Source organism: Leucobacter sp. MMO-125, from assembly GCF_037148395.1.
Lineage (GTDB): Bacteria > Actinomycetota > Actinomycetes > Actinomycetales > Microbacteriaceae > Leucobacter.
In genome coordinates this window covers 397,456-412,548 of record NZ_JBBCTL010000001.1, presented here as the reverse complement: position 1 = coordinate 412,548, position 15,093 = coordinate 397,456, and the positions used below count along the sequence as shown (strand labels likewise).

General features: G+C 66.2%; 15 protein-coding genes. 12 read left to right on the top strand and 3 right to left on the bottom strand.

The genetic code is table 11. The features are described from left to right. Nucleotides 1-5: 5 nt before the first annotated feature. The 3 genes from WFI54_RS01910 to WFI54_RS01900 are packed head-to-tail and all read right to left on the bottom strand — an operon-like array spanning nucleotide 6 to nucleotide 3,652. The gene (locus WFI54_RS01910; protein WP_336651107.1) at nucleotides 6-695 is read right to left on the bottom strand and encodes a response regulator transcription factor; all 690 of its coding nucleotides are present in this window, start codon (nucleotides 693-695) and stop codon (nucleotides 6-8) included. Further along, nucleotides 692-1,786 carry a sensor histidine kinase gene (locus tag WFI54_RS01905; RefSeq protein WP_336651106.1) on the bottom strand — a complete coding sequence of 365 codons (1,095 nt, stop codon included), beginning with the start codon at nucleotides 1,784-1,786 and terminating at the stop codon, nucleotides 692-694. The genes WFI54_RS01910 and WFI54_RS01905 overlap by 4 nt, the downstream gene beginning before the upstream one ends. 60 nt (nucleotides 1,787-1,846) lie before the next feature. Further along, nucleotides 1,847-3,652: an amino acid transporter gene (locus tag WFI54_RS01900; protein ID WP_336651639.1), complete on the bottom strand. Its 1,806-nt coding sequence runs from the start codon at nucleotides 3,650-3,652 to the stop codon at nucleotides 1,847-1,849. A 328-nt stretch (nucleotides 3,653-3,980) separates the two neighbouring features. On the opposite strand from WFI54_RS01900, the gene lepA reads away from it, so the two are divergent. The 12 genes from lepA (at nucleotide 3,981) to WFI54_RS01840 (ending at nucleotide 15,090) form a co-directional block, all read left to right on the top strand. Beyond that, complete coding sequence (gene lepA / locus WFI54_RS01895) at nucleotides 3,981-5,834, top strand: translation elongation factor 4 (protein ID WP_336651105.1); 1,854 nt, start codon at nucleotides 3,981-3,983, stop codon at nucleotides 5,832-5,834. A 10-nt stretch (nucleotides 5,835-5,844) separates the two neighbouring features. Then, complete coding sequence (locus WFI54_RS01890; protein WP_336651104.1) at nucleotides 5,845-6,609, top strand: DUF1990 family protein; 765 nt, start codon at nucleotides 5,845-5,847, stop codon at nucleotides 6,607-6,609. Beyond that, nucleotides 6,590-7,828, top strand: a complete 1,239-nt coding sequence (gene hemW, locus WFI54_RS01885; RefSeq protein ID WP_336651103.1) for a radical SAM family heme chaperone HemW — start codon at nucleotides 6,590-6,592, stop codon at nucleotides 7,826-7,828. The genes WFI54_RS01890 and hemW overlap by 20 nt, the downstream gene beginning before the upstream one ends. Nucleotides 7,829-7,954: 126 nt before the next feature. Further along, nucleotides 7,955-8,992 carry a heat-inducible transcriptional repressor HrcA gene (hrcA, locus tag WFI54_RS01880; protein ID WP_336651638.1) on the top strand — a complete coding sequence of 346 codons (1,038 nt, stop codon included), beginning with the start codon at nucleotides 7,955-7,957 and terminating at the stop codon, nucleotides 8,990-8,992. 69 nt (nucleotides 8,993-9,061) lie between these two features. Next, a complete protein-coding gene (gene dnaJ / locus WFI54_RS01875) occupies nucleotides 9,062-10,159 on the top strand; it encodes a molecular chaperone DnaJ (RefSeq protein ID WP_336651102.1) in 1,098 nt (365 codons plus the stop codon). A 6-nt stretch (nucleotides 10,160-10,165) separates the two neighbouring features. Beyond that, entirely contained in the window at nucleotides 10,166-10,942 is a 777-nt protein-coding gene (locus WFI54_RS01870; protein WP_336651101.1) for a 16S rRNA (uracil(1498)-N(3))-methyltransferase, read from the top strand. Between the two features lie 30 nt (nucleotides 10,943-10,972). Continuing rightward, on the top strand, nucleotides 10,973-11,323 hold the full coding sequence (locus WFI54_RS01865) for a histidine triad nucleotide-binding protein (RefSeq protein WP_336651100.1): 351 nt from the start codon (nucleotides 10,973-10,975) through the stop codon (nucleotides 11,321-11,323). Between the two features lie 11 nt (nucleotides 11,324-11,334). Beyond that, nucleotides 11,335-12,357, top strand: a complete 1,023-nt coding sequence (locus WFI54_RS01860) for a PhoH family protein (protein WP_442918394.1) — start codon at nucleotides 11,335-11,337, stop codon at nucleotides 12,355-12,357. Then, nucleotides 12,354-12,818: an rRNA maturation RNase YbeY gene (gene ybeY / locus WFI54_RS01855; protein WP_336651099.1), complete on the top strand. Its 465-nt coding sequence runs from the start codon at nucleotides 12,354-12,356 to the stop codon at nucleotides 12,816-12,818. The genes WFI54_RS01860 and ybeY overlap by 4 nt, the downstream gene beginning before the upstream one ends. Next, a complete protein-coding gene (locus WFI54_RS01850; RefSeq protein ID WP_336651098.1) occupies nucleotides 12,815-13,711 on the top strand; it encodes a hemolysin family protein in 897 nt (298 codons plus the stop codon). The genes ybeY and WFI54_RS01850 overlap by 4 nt, the downstream gene beginning before the upstream one ends. Then, the gene (gene era, locus WFI54_RS01845; RefSeq protein WP_336651097.1) at nucleotides 13,708-14,679 is read left to right on the top strand and encodes a GTPase Era; all 972 of its coding nucleotides are present in this window, start codon (nucleotides 13,708-13,710) and stop codon (nucleotides 14,677-14,679) included. The genes WFI54_RS01850 and era overlap by 4 nt, the downstream gene beginning before the upstream one ends. A 24-nt stretch (nucleotides 14,680-14,703) precedes the next feature. Then, nucleotides 14,704-15,090 (top strand): DUF5684 domain-containing protein, encoded by a 387-nt coding sequence (locus WFI54_RS01840; protein WP_336651096.1) that lies wholly within the window; start codon nucleotides 14,704-14,706, stop codon nucleotides 15,088-15,090. The last annotated feature ends 3 nt before the right edge of the window (nucleotides 15,091-15,093 follow it).

Below are 15,093 nucleotides of genomic sequence, written 5' to 3'. Positions count from 1 at the left end.
AGGTGTCAGGCGTCGAGCTGCAACCGGTATCCCATGCCAGGCTCGGTGAGCAGGTATCGCGGGCTTGACGGGTCGGGTTCGAGCTTTTTGCGCAGCTGTGAGAGGTAGAGCCGCAGATAGCCGGTGTCGCGCGCGTGCTCGGTGCCCCAGATCCTGCTGAGCAGCATCTGCCGTGTGACAAGCTTCCCTGCGTTGCGGATGAGCAGTTCCATGATCTGCCACTCGGTGGGGGTGAGGCGGATCCGCTGTTCGCCGCCCGCAGTGGCCTCCACGGCGGTGTGCGCTGCGAGGTTGATGGTGACGGTACCGAAGCGCACGATGGGGGCTGGTTCTTGCCCGGCTTGGCGGCGGGTGAGCGCCCGGATGCGCGCGAGCAGCTCTTCGATTGAGAAGGGTTTCACCACGTAGTCGTCGGCACCGGCGTCGAGCGCTTCGACTTTGTCGTCGGCACCTGCACGGCCGGAGACGACGAGGATCGGGGCCTCTGACCAGCCGCGGATGGCCTGGATCACTTCGACGCCGTCGAGCCGCGGCATGCCGAGGTCGAGCAGCACGAGCTCGGGGCGGTGATCGGCGGCGAGCGATACTGCCTCGGCACCGTCTGCGGCGGTGAGCACGTCGTAGCCCTTGGCGGTGAGGGTGATGCGCAGCGCGCGGAGCAGCTGCGGGTCGTCGTCGGCGATGAGGATGTTCATGAGCCCGCCTCCGGGTGTGATGGGGTGTCTGCTGCGGGCAGCGAGATGATCATGGTGAGGCCTGTGGTGGGTGTCTGTTCGGGTCGCAGCTCGCCGTGCATCGCCTCGACAAAGCCTCGCGACAGTGCGAGGCCGAGCCCGAGGCCTGTGGTGTTGTCGGTGTCGCCGAGTCGTTGGAACGGCAGGAACACCTGCTCGAAGCGGTCGGCGGGAATACCAGGCCCCTCATCGACGATGCGGATGTCGATGCGGGCGTCGAGGGCGATGGTTTCGATGAGCACGAGGCTGCCCTCGGGGGTGTAGCGGGCCGCGTTCGCGATGAGGTTGACGAGAGTGCGTTGCAGCAGCACCGGATCGCAGCGGACGAGGCTGTCGCCGTGTTTGAGGGCCAGTCGCACCTGTCCGGGGCCGAGATCGAGTTCGTCGAGCGCTGGCAGGATCACCTCGGCGGGGTCGCACGGAATCTCAGCCACCGCGAGCACTCCCGACTGCAGGCGACTTGCGTCGAGCAGGTCGGTAATGAGGGTGCTGAGCGCTGCCAGGCTTTCGTCGGCGGTTTCGAGGAGCGCTGCGCGATCCCCATCGGAAAGCGCGGATCCCGTCGCGCGCAGGCCTCCGACGGCGGCCGTTGCCGAGGCGAGGGGGCGCCGCAGATCGTGGCTCAGTGCGGAGAGCAGTGCTCCGCGCAAGCGATCGGATCCGGTAACCGTCTCGAATTCGTCGACGGTTGCCTCCAGCCGCCGCCGGGTGCGCGCGCCGCGGCCCACCACGAAGCTGACGAGCACCGCAATGGCCACGTGCATGAGCAGCACAAGTAGGTGAATCGGGTCGGCGATGGTGATGTCGCGGTAGGGCGCGATGAAGGCGAGATCGAGCACCACCCCCGAGAAGGCTGCGGCGGTGAGTGCTGGCCAGATGCCGCCGACGAGTGCAACGGCGACGACGAGCAGCTGGTAGCTCAGCACTTCGACGGTGATCGTCTCGGGGCCGTGCAGCGACCGGAGGGGGATGAGCAGCAGCAGGCCGCCGCCGATGGCGAGCGCGAATCCGCCGAGCTGGCGACTGAGGCTCACTCCACGCTGCACGCTCATCCGATCCCCGATTCCCTGGTCAACGCCTCCACTGTATGCCGTGCTGCGGCGAGCGGGCTGTTACGCGACGTGCACCCAGGGTCGCCTGGTGACGTCGGGTTCGGCTTCGCGCACCACCTCGCGGGTCATCGGGGCGATCTCGCCGTCGCCGAGGATCAGGAAGCGGATCAGGTGGTGCAGTGGGTGCCCTTCGGTCCAGCGGAAGTAGACGTGCGGGGTGCAGCCCACTTCACGACGCAGGTGCAGGGCGATGGCCGCGATGGCGTTCGGCACCGTGCTGCCGCGGGCGGTGAGCACCCGGTAGCCGTGGCGTTCCACACCCTCGACGAGCAGTTCGCCTTCGAAGTCAGAGCTGTCGGCGATTTCGATCTCGAGGAAGAGCACGTCGTCGTCTGGCAGGCCGTGCACGATCCGAGCATGTTCGAGCTTGGCCCGATAGCGTTTCGCGCTGATGTCGTTCGGGGTGTGGGCGACGAGCCTGAGCGCGCCCTCGGGGCACGCTTCGACGAACTCGGCGGCTGCGGTGTCGAGGCGCACCGAGGTGGCGCGCAGCTCGGTGGAGCGCGCAATGCGGGAGATGAAACTCACCACGACGATGCCGATGATGAAGCAGAGGGCGATCTTGATGCCGTCGGGGCGTTCGATGATGTTCGCGACTGTGGTGTAGAGGAACACCGCGGTCACAATGCCGAAGCCGATGGTCTCTGCGCGCTCTTTGCGGCGGCGAGCTACGAGGGTGACAGCCGCTGCCGCGGAGGTGATGAGCACGAGCACGCCCGTTGCGTAGGCGCCGCCCTGTGCGTTGACGTCTGCCTGGAAGATGATGGTGATGATCACCGCGATCGTGGTGAAGACGAGCACGAGCGGTCGGGTGGCTCGCGCCCATGCAGGCGCCATGCCGTAGCGGGGAAGGTAGCGGGGCACCAGGTTGAGCAGCCCGGCCATCGCCGAGGCGCCTGCGAACCAGAGAATCATGATGGTGACGAGATCGTAGGCGGTTCCGAAGCCTTCGCCGAGGTATGCATGCGCGAGGTAGGCGAGTGCGCGCCCGTTTGCGGCCCCGCCCGCCTGGAACTCTGCGGCTGGGATGAGGGCCACCGTGGTTACAGAAGAAGTGATGAGGAAGCCGCTCATGATGAGCGCGGACGTCGTGAGGAGCCGACGCGCGCCGCGGATCCGCCCCTCAGGATTTGCTTCGGTGTCGCTCGCGTCACCCTTGATCTGGGGCATGACGGCGACGCCGGTTTCGAAGCCGGAGAGGCCGAGAGCGAGTTTGGGGAAGACGAGCAGCGCGACGGCGACGACGAGAATCGGGTTGCCGTGCTGCGTGGTGAGGGTGGTCCACCAGTCGGTGATCACGACGGGGCTGGAGACCAGGTGCCCGATGGCGACGATGAGCACCACGAGGTTCAGTGTGAGGAAGGCCGCCACCAGCGCTGTGGCGAGGCGGATCGCTTCGCGGAAGCCGCGCAGGAACACCGCGCCGAGCGCAGCGAGCAGCACGAGAGTGACGAGCACCTGCTGTCCGTGCAGTGCTTTCGGGGCGAACGGGTTCTCGATGAGGTGCGCGGTGGCGTCTGCGGTGGAGAGCGTGATGGTGATGATGAAGTCTGTTGCTGCGAAGCCGAGCAGCACGAGCACCACAAGCTTGCCGCGCCAGCGGGGCAGCAGTTTTGCCAGGATCGAGATTGAGCCGGTGCCGTGCGGGCTCTCCTTCGCGACGCGGCGGTACACGGGCAGCGCACCGAGCAGGGTGACGAGCACCAACACGATCGTGGCGATGGGGGCAACGGCACCTGCGGCGAGCGCTGCGATGGCGGGCTGGTAGCCGAGGGTGGAGAAGTAGTCGACGCCTGTGAGGCACATGACGCGCAGCCAGTGGGTGCGGCGGTGCTCCTCGGGCTGGCCGTGGGGGCCCGTCTGCCTGCCCGGCGATTCGGCGTTGTCGCCGAGAAGCCAGCGGCGTACCCTGCCGGCGTTGCGCCGTGAGGGCGCGTCGACCGGGAGCCGCTCGAGTGACGAGGTCGTCGATGTTCGTTGCACACTCTTATCGAAGCGCTGCGTGAGGGGCGGCGAGAGAATCCTTACGGTTTCCATACGGTTGTGTCGGCGGCCCGTGCGGAATCCTCGCAGTACGGGCATCGCGCGGATGCGCGGCGGAGGGAGGGCCTGTGCTGTGGGATAATGGCGGGCAATGTCTCCTCGCAGTGTGAACCCCCCAGTGCCGGCGTCGACCGACCCCGCGCAGATCCGCAATTTCTGCATCATCGCGCATATCGACCATGGCAAGTCGACGCTCGCCGATCGTATGCTGCAGATCACGGGCACCGTCTCGGATCGCGATATGCGTGCGCAGTACCTCGACAACATGGATATCGAGCGCGAGCGCGGTATCACGATCAAGTCGCAGGCCGTGCGCATGCACTGGTCGCTGGGTGGTGCCGACTTCGCTCTCAATATGATCGACACCCCCGGGCACGTCGACTTCAGCTATGAGGTGTCGCGTTCGCTTGCCGCCTGCGAGGGAGCGATCCTGCTCGTCGATGCCGCCCAGGGTATTGAGGCGCAGACGCTCGCCAATCTCTATCTGGCGATGGAGAACGACCTTGAGATCATCCCGGTGCTCAACAAGATCGATCTTCCCGCTGCTGATCCTGAGCGGGTGGCGCGTGAGATCGCGGATCTCATCGGCGGCGACCCCGCAGACATTCTGAAGGTGTCAGGCAAGACCGGTGCCGGGGTCGAAGAACTGCTCGATCGTGTGGTCGAGCGCATTCCTGCGCCGGTGGGTGCGATCGATGCTCCTGCCCGTGCCATGATCTTCGATTCGGTCTACGATCCCTACCGCGGCGTCGTCACCTATGTGCGCATGATCGATGGGCGGCTCACGCCGCGCGAGAAGATCCTGATGATGTCGACAAAGGCCGAGCACGAGGCGCTTGAGATCGGCGTTTCGGCTCCCGGCCCCACCCCGACGAAGGGGCTCGCGGTCGGTGAGGTGGGCTACCTCATCACCGGTGTGAAGGATGTGCGCCAGTCGAAGGTGGGTGACACCGTCACCACGAAGCTGAAGTCGGCGCAGGATCCGCTGCCTGGCTACACCGATCCGAAGCCGATGGTGTTCTCGGGCCTGTACCCGATTGACGGCAGTGACTACCCGATTCTGCGCGAGGCTCTCGACAAGCTGAAGCTGTCGGATGCGGCGCTGCAGTACGAGCCTGAGACCTCGGTGGCGCTCGGCTTCGGCTTCCGCTGCGGCTTCCTGGGGCTGCTGCATCTGGAGATCATTTCGGAGCGCCTGCGCCGCGAGTTTGATCTCGATCTCATTGCGACCGCGCCGAGCGTGATCTACCAGGTCACCACCGACGACGGCAAAGAGGTCACGGTCACCAACCCCTCCGAGTACCCCGACGGCAAGATCGCGAGCGTGCGTGAGCCCGTCGTGAAGACCGCGATTCTCGCTCCGAAAGACTACGTGGGCGCGATCATGGAGCTCTGCCAGAGCCGCCGCGGCAGCCTGCTGGGCATGGAATATCTCGGCGAGCGCGTGGAGCTGCGCTACAGCATGCCGCTCGGAGAGATCGTGTTCGACTTCTTCGACCACTTGAAGAGCCGCACCCAGGGGTACGCGAGCCTCGACTACGAGCCGATGGGTGAGCAGGAGGCCGATCTGGTGAAGGTCGACATTCTGCTGCAGGGCGACAAAGTTGACGCTTTCAGCGCGATTGTGCACCGCGACAACGCCTACCACTACGGCACGATGATGGCCGAGCGCTTGCGCAAGTTGATCCCGCGTCAGCAGTTCGAGGTGCCGATTCAGGCCGCCATCGGCGCGCGCGTCATCGCCCGCGAAACGATCCGCGCGATCCGCAAGGATGTGCTCGCCAAGTGCTACGGCGGCGATATCAGCCGTAAGCGCAAGCTGCTCGAAAAGCAGAAAGAGGGCAAGAAGCGCATGAAGATGGTGGGCCGCGTCGAGGTGCCGCAGGAAGCCTTCATCGCCGCCCTCTCGGGCGACGTCGACGGCAAGGAAACCGCGAAGAAGTAGGGGTCTGACGATGAGCAACGAGCAGCCCGCACGGCGCAGCAGCCACGTCGAGATGCCTGTCGCCTACGCGGCGGTGGGCGCTTCGAAGGCCCCAGATTTGCTGCGCTTTCCGCCGGAGGGCACGACTCCCTATGAGGAGTCGCTGCGCTTGGGCAGTGGGCAGGAGCGTTTTCTGCTGGCATCGAGCCTGCTGATGACCTGGGGTGCGCAGCGCGGCAGCGGTGTCACCGTCGCCGATGTGGTGCGTGGCTCTGGTGAGCGCTACGCCGGTGTGAGTTTCGACGACGCCGGCACGCCGCAGGCCGCGGGCGAGATCGAAGAGCAGTTCGGTCCTGACGGCGAGGCATATTTGGTGGCCGGCACCACCGCTGTGCTGCACGCGCCTGGGCAGGATCCCCGCAGTGTGCTGATCGTCTACACGGTGGATGAGGAGCGGAGCTCGGGATTCGCGTGGGGCACTTGCGATGAGGCCGGTGCCGTTGGCGAGCAACTGTTTCTTGTGGAGCATCGCGAAGACGACACGGTGTGGGCTGTTGCGCGCGGCTTCCTCGCGGCACCGAAGAGCGGTCTGCTGGGCTTGAAAGCTCGCGCTGATCTGCGCGTCGCTGTCGAGGCAGTGAAGGCGCAGCTCGCGGCACTCGCACCGGGTGCCGTGCCCGTCGTTGATCCGAACGCTCCGAAGAGCATCGAAGCTGAATCCACTCCCGAAGCCGCATCCGAGGCCGCGGGCCACGACGGCGCGGATGCGGGTGACGATGCCGAGCATTCTGCCTGAGGGCGATCCCGCTCCGGCTGACGGTTCGCTGCCTTTCGGTGTCGCCGATGGTGCAGCAGAGCGCCGCTTCGGTGTCTACGTGCATGTGCCCTACTGTCGGGTGCGCTGTGGCTACTGCGACTTCAACACCTACACCGCCACGGAACTCGGCGGCACCCGCCGCGATGACTACGCTGCGCAGGTGCAGCATGAGCTGAGCTTCGGTGCTGAGGTGCTGCGGCGAGCGGGGCTGCCTGAGCGCCGGGTGTCGACGGTGTTCTTCGGGGGTGGCACGCCCACTTTGCTGCCCGCGAGTGATCTCGCGGCGATGCTCGGCAGGATCCGCGACGAGTGGGGCCTCGAATCCGGAGCTGAGGTGACCACCGAGGCGAACCCTGACTCGGTCGATGCGGCCTATCTCGCGACGCTCGCGGAGGCCGGGTTCACTCGCGTCAGCTTCGGCATGCAGTCGGCGGTGCCGTATGTGCTTGCCACGCTCGACCGCACGCATACCCCCGAGCGCATTCCGCTCGTGACGCGGTGGGCGCGCGAGGCGGGCCTGCAGATGAGCGTCGACCTGATCTACGGCACGCCGGGGGAGTCGCTCGCCGATTGGGAGCGCTCGATCGATGCCGCGCTCGCGACCGAGCCCGATCACATTTCGGCGTACGCCCTGATCGTGGAGCCCGGCACGAAGCTCGCGGCGCAGATTAAGCGCGGCGAGGTGCCGGCACCCGACGAGGATCTGCACGCTGAGATGTATGAGCTCGCCGAAGCTCGTTTCGCGGCCGCGGGGTTTTCCTGGTACGAGATCAGCAACTGGTCGCGCACGCCGCAGACCCGCTCGCGGCACAATCTCTCGTATTGGACTGGCGAGGATTGGTGGGCTGCGGGCCCCGGCGCTCACAGTCACATCGGTGGGGTGCGCTGGTGGAACGTGAAGCATCCCGGCGCCTATGCGCAGCGCATCGCAGCGGGGGTGTCCCCGGCGCACGCTCGCGAGACGCTGAGCGAGGATGCGCGCCGCGAGGAGCGCGTGCTGTTGGAGACGCGGATCGCCGACGGTCTGCCCGTCGAGGTGTTGAAGCCTGCGGAACGCCGTGCGATCCCGCAGCTCATCGCTGACGGTCTCATCGACGGCAGGGCTGCGATTGCGGGGCCGGGACGGATCGCGCGCGTGGTGCCGACGCTGCGTGGCCGTCTGCTCGCAGACACCGTGGTGCATCGTCTGCTTGGCTGACGGATGGCCTCGGCTGTTTCCGGCTCCGGGTTTCGCCGACGGCGTGATTCGCTGCCGACGGCGCAGAGGGGCCTGCGATAGACTTGGCACTCTGAGTTGGTGAGTGCCAAGAAGGAGGGGCGTGACATGGTGTCGGAGCGCAGCCTGGCGGTGCTGCACGCGATCGTGAGCGACTACGTCTCCTCGAATGAGCCCGTCGGCTCCCGTGCGATTGTGGACAGGCACAGTTTCGGCGTGTCCGCCGCCACGATTCGCAACGACATGGCGCTGCTCGAAGAAGACGAGCTGATCGCACAGCCCCACACCTCCTCCGGTCGTGTGCCCACCGACAAGGGCTACCGGCTCTACGTCGACACGCTCGCGAAGATCCGCCCCGTCAGTGCGGCGCAGCGATCCGCGATCGAACGCTTTCTGGGGGAGTCGAGCGACCTTGATGATGTGATGGCCCGTACCGTGCGGCTGCTCGCGCAGCTCACCAACCAGGTGGCCGTCGCCCAGTACCCGTCGCTGCGGCGCACGGTGGTGCGCCACATCGACCTTGTGGCCATCGGCGAGGATCGGGTGCTGTGCGTGCTCATTCTCGGCAGCGGCGTCGTCGAGCAGCAGGTGGCGTGGCTGCCGGCTTCGCAGGTGACCGAGGCGTGGGTGCACGGGCTCAGGCAGCGGATCGCCGAGGCCGCTGTGGGGTCCGACGTCGAAACGGCGGTTGCAGCGGTGACGGGCCTGATCGAGGGCGTCGAAAGTTGGGCGCAGCCCGCTGAGGCCGAACTGGTGCGCCGAGTGCTTTCGGTTGTGGTGAGCCAGCTGCAGGCCAACCGCAGTGAGCGCATTGCCGTCGCGGGTGCCGCGAACCTGTCACGGCCGAGCGAGTTTGCAGGTTCACTGCCGGCCGTGCTTGAAGCCATCGAAGAGCAGGTGGTGCTGCTGCGACTGTTCGGTGAACTCGCCCGTGATGGCCGCGACGTCGCCGCGTCGATCGGCCGCGAGAACGCCCCCTACGGGCTCTCTGCGACCTCGGTGATCGCTTCCAGCTACGAGCAGGAGGCCGACTCGGTCTCACGGCTCGGCGTGCTCGGGCCGGTGCGCATGGACTATGCCGGCAACATCGCCGCCGTGCGTGCCGTGGCACGCTATCTCAACCGCTTCCTGGGCGAGGAGCAGTAGCACCTCGGGGCGTCCTGCCCCGCAGCCCGGTTACCCGTTTCATTGAACAACACCCCTGAGGAGCACAACGTGGCCGACCACTACGAGACCCTCGGCGTGTCGCGCGAGGCGACGCCCGAAGAGATCAAGAAGGCCTACCGCCGGCTCGCGCGCGAGCTGCACCCCGATGTCAACCCGAGCGAAGAAGCCTCGGAGCGCTTCAAGAGCGTCACCCACGCCTACGACGTGCTGAGCGACCCGGAGCAACGTCAGCGCTACGACATGGGCGGCGGCCAGGGCGGAGCAGCAGGCTTCGGCGATATCTTCGAGACGTTCTTCGGCGGTGGCTTCGGCGGCGGTCAGCGCGGCCCGCGTTCGCGCACCGAGCGTGGTGACGACGCCATGATCCGCGTCGATGTCTCTCTCGAAGACGTGATCTTCGGTGTGCAGCGCGACATCACCGTGAACACCGCGGTGCTCTGTGGCGTGTGTCAGGGCAGCTGCTGCCAGCCTGGCACGCAGCCCGTCACCTGTGATGTGTGCGGCGGTCAGGGGCAGGTGCAGCGGCAGGTGCGCTCGCTGTTCGGCAACGTCGTCACCATGCATCCCTGCGGTAGCTGCCACGGCTACGGCACCGTCATCGAGCACCCGTGCGTGGAGTGCGCAGGCAAGGGGCGGGTGCGCGAGCGTCGCACGATCCCCGTCGATATCCCCTCCGGCATCGACACGGGCACGCGCCTGCAGATGCGCGGCGGCGGCGAGGTCGGCCCCGGCGGTGGCCCCAACGGCGACCTGTTCATTGAGTTCCGGGTGATGCATCACGACGTGTTCAGCCGCGATGGCAACGATCTGCTCTGCACCATGCAGGTGTCGATGACTGACGCGGTGCTCGGTGCCGCGGCGAAGCTGCAGGCGCTTGATGGTGAGGTCGAGATCGAGTTGGCCGCAGGCACGCAGTCGGGCGATGTGCTCACGGTTCGCGGCCGCGGCATTCAGGGCTTGCGCAGCACCACCCGCGGTGATCTGAAGATCGCGGTGCAGGTGAACACCCCCACGAAGCTTTCGAAGCGCGAGCAGGATCTCGTGCGTCAGCTCGCCTCGCTGCGCAGCGACGAGCCCCCGCATCTCGGTGAGTTCCAGCAGGGATTCTTCGGCAAGCTGCGCGACCGTTTCTTCAGGCAGGGCTAGCCCACAATGGCCAACCTCTACTACCGCGAAGATCTCGCAGCCGGGGCGATCGCTCCGGGCGCGATCGTCGAGGTGACCGGTGACGAAGCGCGCCACGCGGTGCGGGTGAGCCGACTGCGCCAGGGGGAGCGGATCCTCGTGGGTGACGGCGCAGGCTCGCTCGGCGAGGGGGTTGCTGAAGAGGTGGCGAAGGATCGCTTCGCGGTGCGCATCGAGCACGTCGAGACGGTGCCTGAGCCCGGCCAGCGGCTCGTGCTTGTGCAGGCGCTCGCGAAGGGCGACCGAGATGAGCGGGCCGTTGAGCAGGCCACCGAGTTCGGCGTCGATGCCATCGTGCCCTGGCAGGCTGCGCGCTCGGTGTCGCGCTGGGATGCCGGCGGCACTGGATCCGCATCTGACAAAGCAGCGAAGGGTGTTGCGAAGTGGGCCCGGATTGCCCGCGAGGCCTCGAAGCAGTCGCTCCGTGCGAGGGTGCCACAGATCGGCGAGGTGGTGACCACCGACGATCTCTGCCGTCTCGCAGGCCAGCCCGGTGTCGAGCTTGTGGCACTGCACCCCCGCAGCGGAAACCGCCTCGTGGAGTGGGCCGGTCAAAGCGAAGCCCGCGCAGCCGAACAGATTGTGCTCGTCGTCGGCCCTGAGGGCGGCTTTGCCGAAGCTGAACTCGACGCACTCGAAGCCGCGGGCGCATCGGTGCTGGTGCTCGGGAGCACCGTGCTGCGCACCTCCTCTGCCGGGCCGGCCGCGCTCGCAGTGCTCGGCGCCGCGCTCGGTCGCTGGTAGGACTGCGCGGCACGGCGATAGACTGCATCCATGGCACAGGACACCATTTTCGGCAAGATCGCCTCGGGCGAGATCCCCGTCGAGATTCTCGCGGAGACCGAACGCGTCATCGCGTTCCCCGACATCGCGCCCCAGGCGCCGGTGCATATTCTGGTGATCCCCAAGACCACGCAGTACGAGAATGTGGCCGAGCTTGCTGCAGGCGATCCCGAACTGCTCGCCGAAATGATCGCTGTCGCGAAGCGGCTCGCCGATGAACGTGCGAATGGCGAGTTTCGCATCATCTTCAACAATGGTGCGAGCGCAGGCCAGACCGTGTTCCATGTGCACGCGCACGTGCTCGCCGGTGAACTCGAGGAGCGCTCGCTCGTTGGATCCTAGAGAGGGAGCCCGTGAATCAGACTGACGCGCAAGGCGGCGACGCCCCGCAGCGGGGCTCCGAAGCTGAGCTGCAGCGCACGGTGCTGTTGGCCGGCGTCGACCTGGCGTCCTTTCTCGGGCACCGAGATCAGCTCATCGCCGACCTCGAATCGCAGCACCCGCGCGTCACCTTCCACGCCCGCGACCAGGTGCTGACGATGCGCGGGCCTGCTCCTGAGGTGCGCGCCGCCGAACAGGTGGTGCATGAAATCCTGCAGATCGCGAAGCTCAGCGGCGCGGTCTCTCGTCACGATGTGAAAGAGGTCACCCGAATGGTGCACGAGGGCGACGGGCCCACCGCGGCGCAGGTGCTCAGCGAACCCATCCTCTCGGTGCGGGGTCACTCCGTGCGCCCGCAGACTCGGGGGCAGCGCGCCTACGTCGACGCCATCGACGAGCATACGATCGTGTTCGGCATCGGCCCCGCAGGCACCGGCAAAACCTACCTCGCGATGGCGAAGGCTGTGCAGGCGCTGCAGCGGCGCGAGGTCGCGAAGATCATCCTGACGCGACCTGCGGTCGAAGCCGGCGAGCGCCTGGGCTATCTGCCTGGCAGCCTCGAAGACAAGATCGACCCCTACCTGCGCCCCCTGTTCGATGCCGTCGGATCGATGATGGATCCCGATGTGGTGCCCAAGTTGCTCGCGAGCGGAACGATCGAGGTGGCACCGCTCGCCTATATGCGTGGGCGCACCCTCAACGAATCTTTCGTGATCCTCGACGAGGCGCAGAACACCACTCCCGAGCAGATGAAGATGTTCCTCACCAGGCTTGGCTACGGCTCGAAGATGGTGGTGACGGGCGACATCACCCAGATCGATTTGCCGATCGCCGCGAGTGGCCTGCGAGTGGTGAACCGCATCCTGCGTGGCGTCGACGACATCCACTTCGCAGAGCTCGGCTCGGACGACATCGTGCGCCACAACCTCGTAAGTCGCATCGTTGACGCATACTCCGCCTACGACCAGAAGCAGCAGAAGGGAGACGCCCAGTGAGCGTCGAGATCAACAACGAGTCGGGCGTCGAAGTCGAGGAGTCCCGTCTGCAGCGGCTTGCGGCGTTCGTGCTCGAATCTCTGCACGTGCACCCCGACACCGAGCTCGGAGTGATGATGGTCGATGAGTCCGCGATCGAGCGCCTGCACGTGCAGTGGATGGACGAGCCCGGGGCCACTGATGTGCTGAGCTTCCCCATGGACGAGCTGCGCCCCGGTCGTATTGATGCCCGCACCCCGGCGGGTCTCCTGGGCGATGTGGTGATCTGCCCGCAGGTTGCCGAGGTGCAGGCCGAGGCCGCGGGCCACGATCTGCAGCAGGAGATGGCGGTGCTGCTCACCCACGGCATGCTGCACCTGCTGGGCTTTGATCACGCTGTTCCCGATGAGGAGGCTGAGATGTTCGGCCTGCAGCGCGACCTGCTGCTCTCGTTTGCGATGCGTGAACGGGGTCGCAAGTGAGCGTCGATCCTCCGACAGGTTCTGTTCCGCTGCCGCGCCGGCTGTCGGCAACGGCGAAGCGCATCGGCGCGATTGTGGCGCTCGGCCGCGGTCGCGTGCGTGATGAGGAGCAGCTGCTGTCGATTGTCGATCAGGCGGCGGATCAAGACCTGCTCGATGACGACGACCGCGATGTGATCCACTCGGTCCTGGAATTCGGCGACACCATTGTGCGCGAGCTGATGGTGCCCCGCACCGATATGAGCACGATTGATGCGACGCAGACCGTGCGAGAGGCGCTTGAATCGCTGCTGACCTCGCGCCATTCGCGCATGCCTGTGGTCACAGGCGGCCCTGACGATGTCGCCGGTGTTGCCTATCTGCGTGACGCGAGCGGCTTCGTGCTGCGCCGTCCCGAGGAGGCCGAAACCGAATCGGTCACCCGCATTATGAAGCCGGCGATGTTTGTGCCGGAGCTGCAGCCCGCCGACAAGCTGCTGCGGCAGATGCAGCGCGAGTCGAATCACCTGGCGCTCGTGGTCGACGAGTACGGTGGCATCTCGGGCCTCGTGACCCTCGAAGATCTCATTGAAGAACTGCTCGGCGATATCGCAGACGAGCACGATCGTGAAGTGCCGGAAGTAGCCGAGCGGGGAGATGGCTCGTACCTCGTGAACGCGAGGCTCTCGATCGATGACCTGGGCGAACTGTTCGGCATCGAACTCGACGATGACGACGTCGACACCGTAAGCGGGCTTTTCGCGAAGCATCTGGGCCGTCTGCCCGAGACCGGCGACACGGTGACCGTGGAGGGCGTCGAGCTCACCGCCGCCGACACTGAGCGAAGGCGCCAGCGACTGCTGACCGTCGTGGCCCGCTGGGTCGGGCCAGAAGAGGAAGAGGAAGACGAATGAGTGAGCAGCGCAGCGGCGGTGCCGAGCAGAGCTCCGGTGGGGCCGAGGCGGCCGTTCCGGGGGTGACCCCCGACTTCCGTGCGGGCTTTGTGTCGTTCGTGGGGCGACCGAACGTTGGCAAGTCGACGCTCACCAACGCCCTCGTGGGCGAGAAGATCGCGATTACGAGCCCGAAGCCGCAGACCACGCGCCGCGCGATCCGCGGCATTGTGCACCGGGCCGACGGCCAGCTCATCATCGTCGACACACCGGGCATTCACCGGCCCCGCACCCTGCTGGGTGAGCGCTTGAATGCGCTTGTCGAAGCCACCCTCGGCGATGTCGATGTGATCGGGTTCTGCGTTCCGGCGAATGAGAAGCTGGGGCCTGGCGATCGATTCATCAACGAACGCCTTGACGATTTCCCGCGTGCAAAGAAGGTGGCGATCCTCACCAAGGTCGACGAGGCTTCGAAGGGCGAGATCATTGATCAGCTCACGCGCCTCGGCTCGCTGCGGGAGTGGGATGCCGTCATTCCGATCTCGTCGGTGACTCGGGAGCAGCTCGATGTGCTGAGCGATGTGCTGCTTGGACTGATGCCGACCTCGCCCCCGCTGTACGAGGACGAGACCACCACAGATGAGGGCGAAGACGACCGCATTGCGGAGCTGATTCGCGAGGCCGCGCTTGAGGGCGCGCGCGAGGAGCTGCCGCACTCGCTGGCCGCGACTGTCGACGACCGCGAACTGCGCGAGGGCGTTGACGGGGCGCCGGACCTGCTTGAAATCTACGCTTCCATCTATGTCGAGCGCGACAGCCAAAAGGGCATCGTGATCGGCAAGGGCGGATCGCGGCTGCGCGATGTGGGGGAGCGCGCTCGGCGCGAGATCGAGGCGTTGCTCGGGCAGCGGGTCTATCTGTCGCTGCGTGTGAAGGTGCTCAAGGAGTGGCAGCGGGATCCGAAAGCGCTCGGAAGGCTCGGATTCTGACCGGAATCCAGTATTGTCTGCAGTATGCAGCTCACTGAATCAATCACCGATCAAGCTCAGATCACCGCGCTCTCTGCCGAGTACGGTGTGTTCGCCATCGCCTGGTATGTTGTCGTCGCGATTGCCCTGTGGCGGGTGTTCTCGAAGGCCGGGTACCCCGGGATCCTCGCGCTCATCCCCATCGTCAACGTGTTCTTCCTCGTCAAGGTGGCGGGCTACTCGGCGTGGGCGGCGCTGCTCTACTTCATTCCGATCGTCAACATCGTGTTCGGAATCTTCGTGGCGATCCGTCTCGGTGAGCGCTTCGGCAAGGGCGGAGCATTCTCGTTCTTCCTGCTGTGGCTGTTCTCCGTGATCGGCTACCTCATCATCGGCTTCGGCAGCGCCCAGTACAGCGAGCGTCGCGTCTGATCG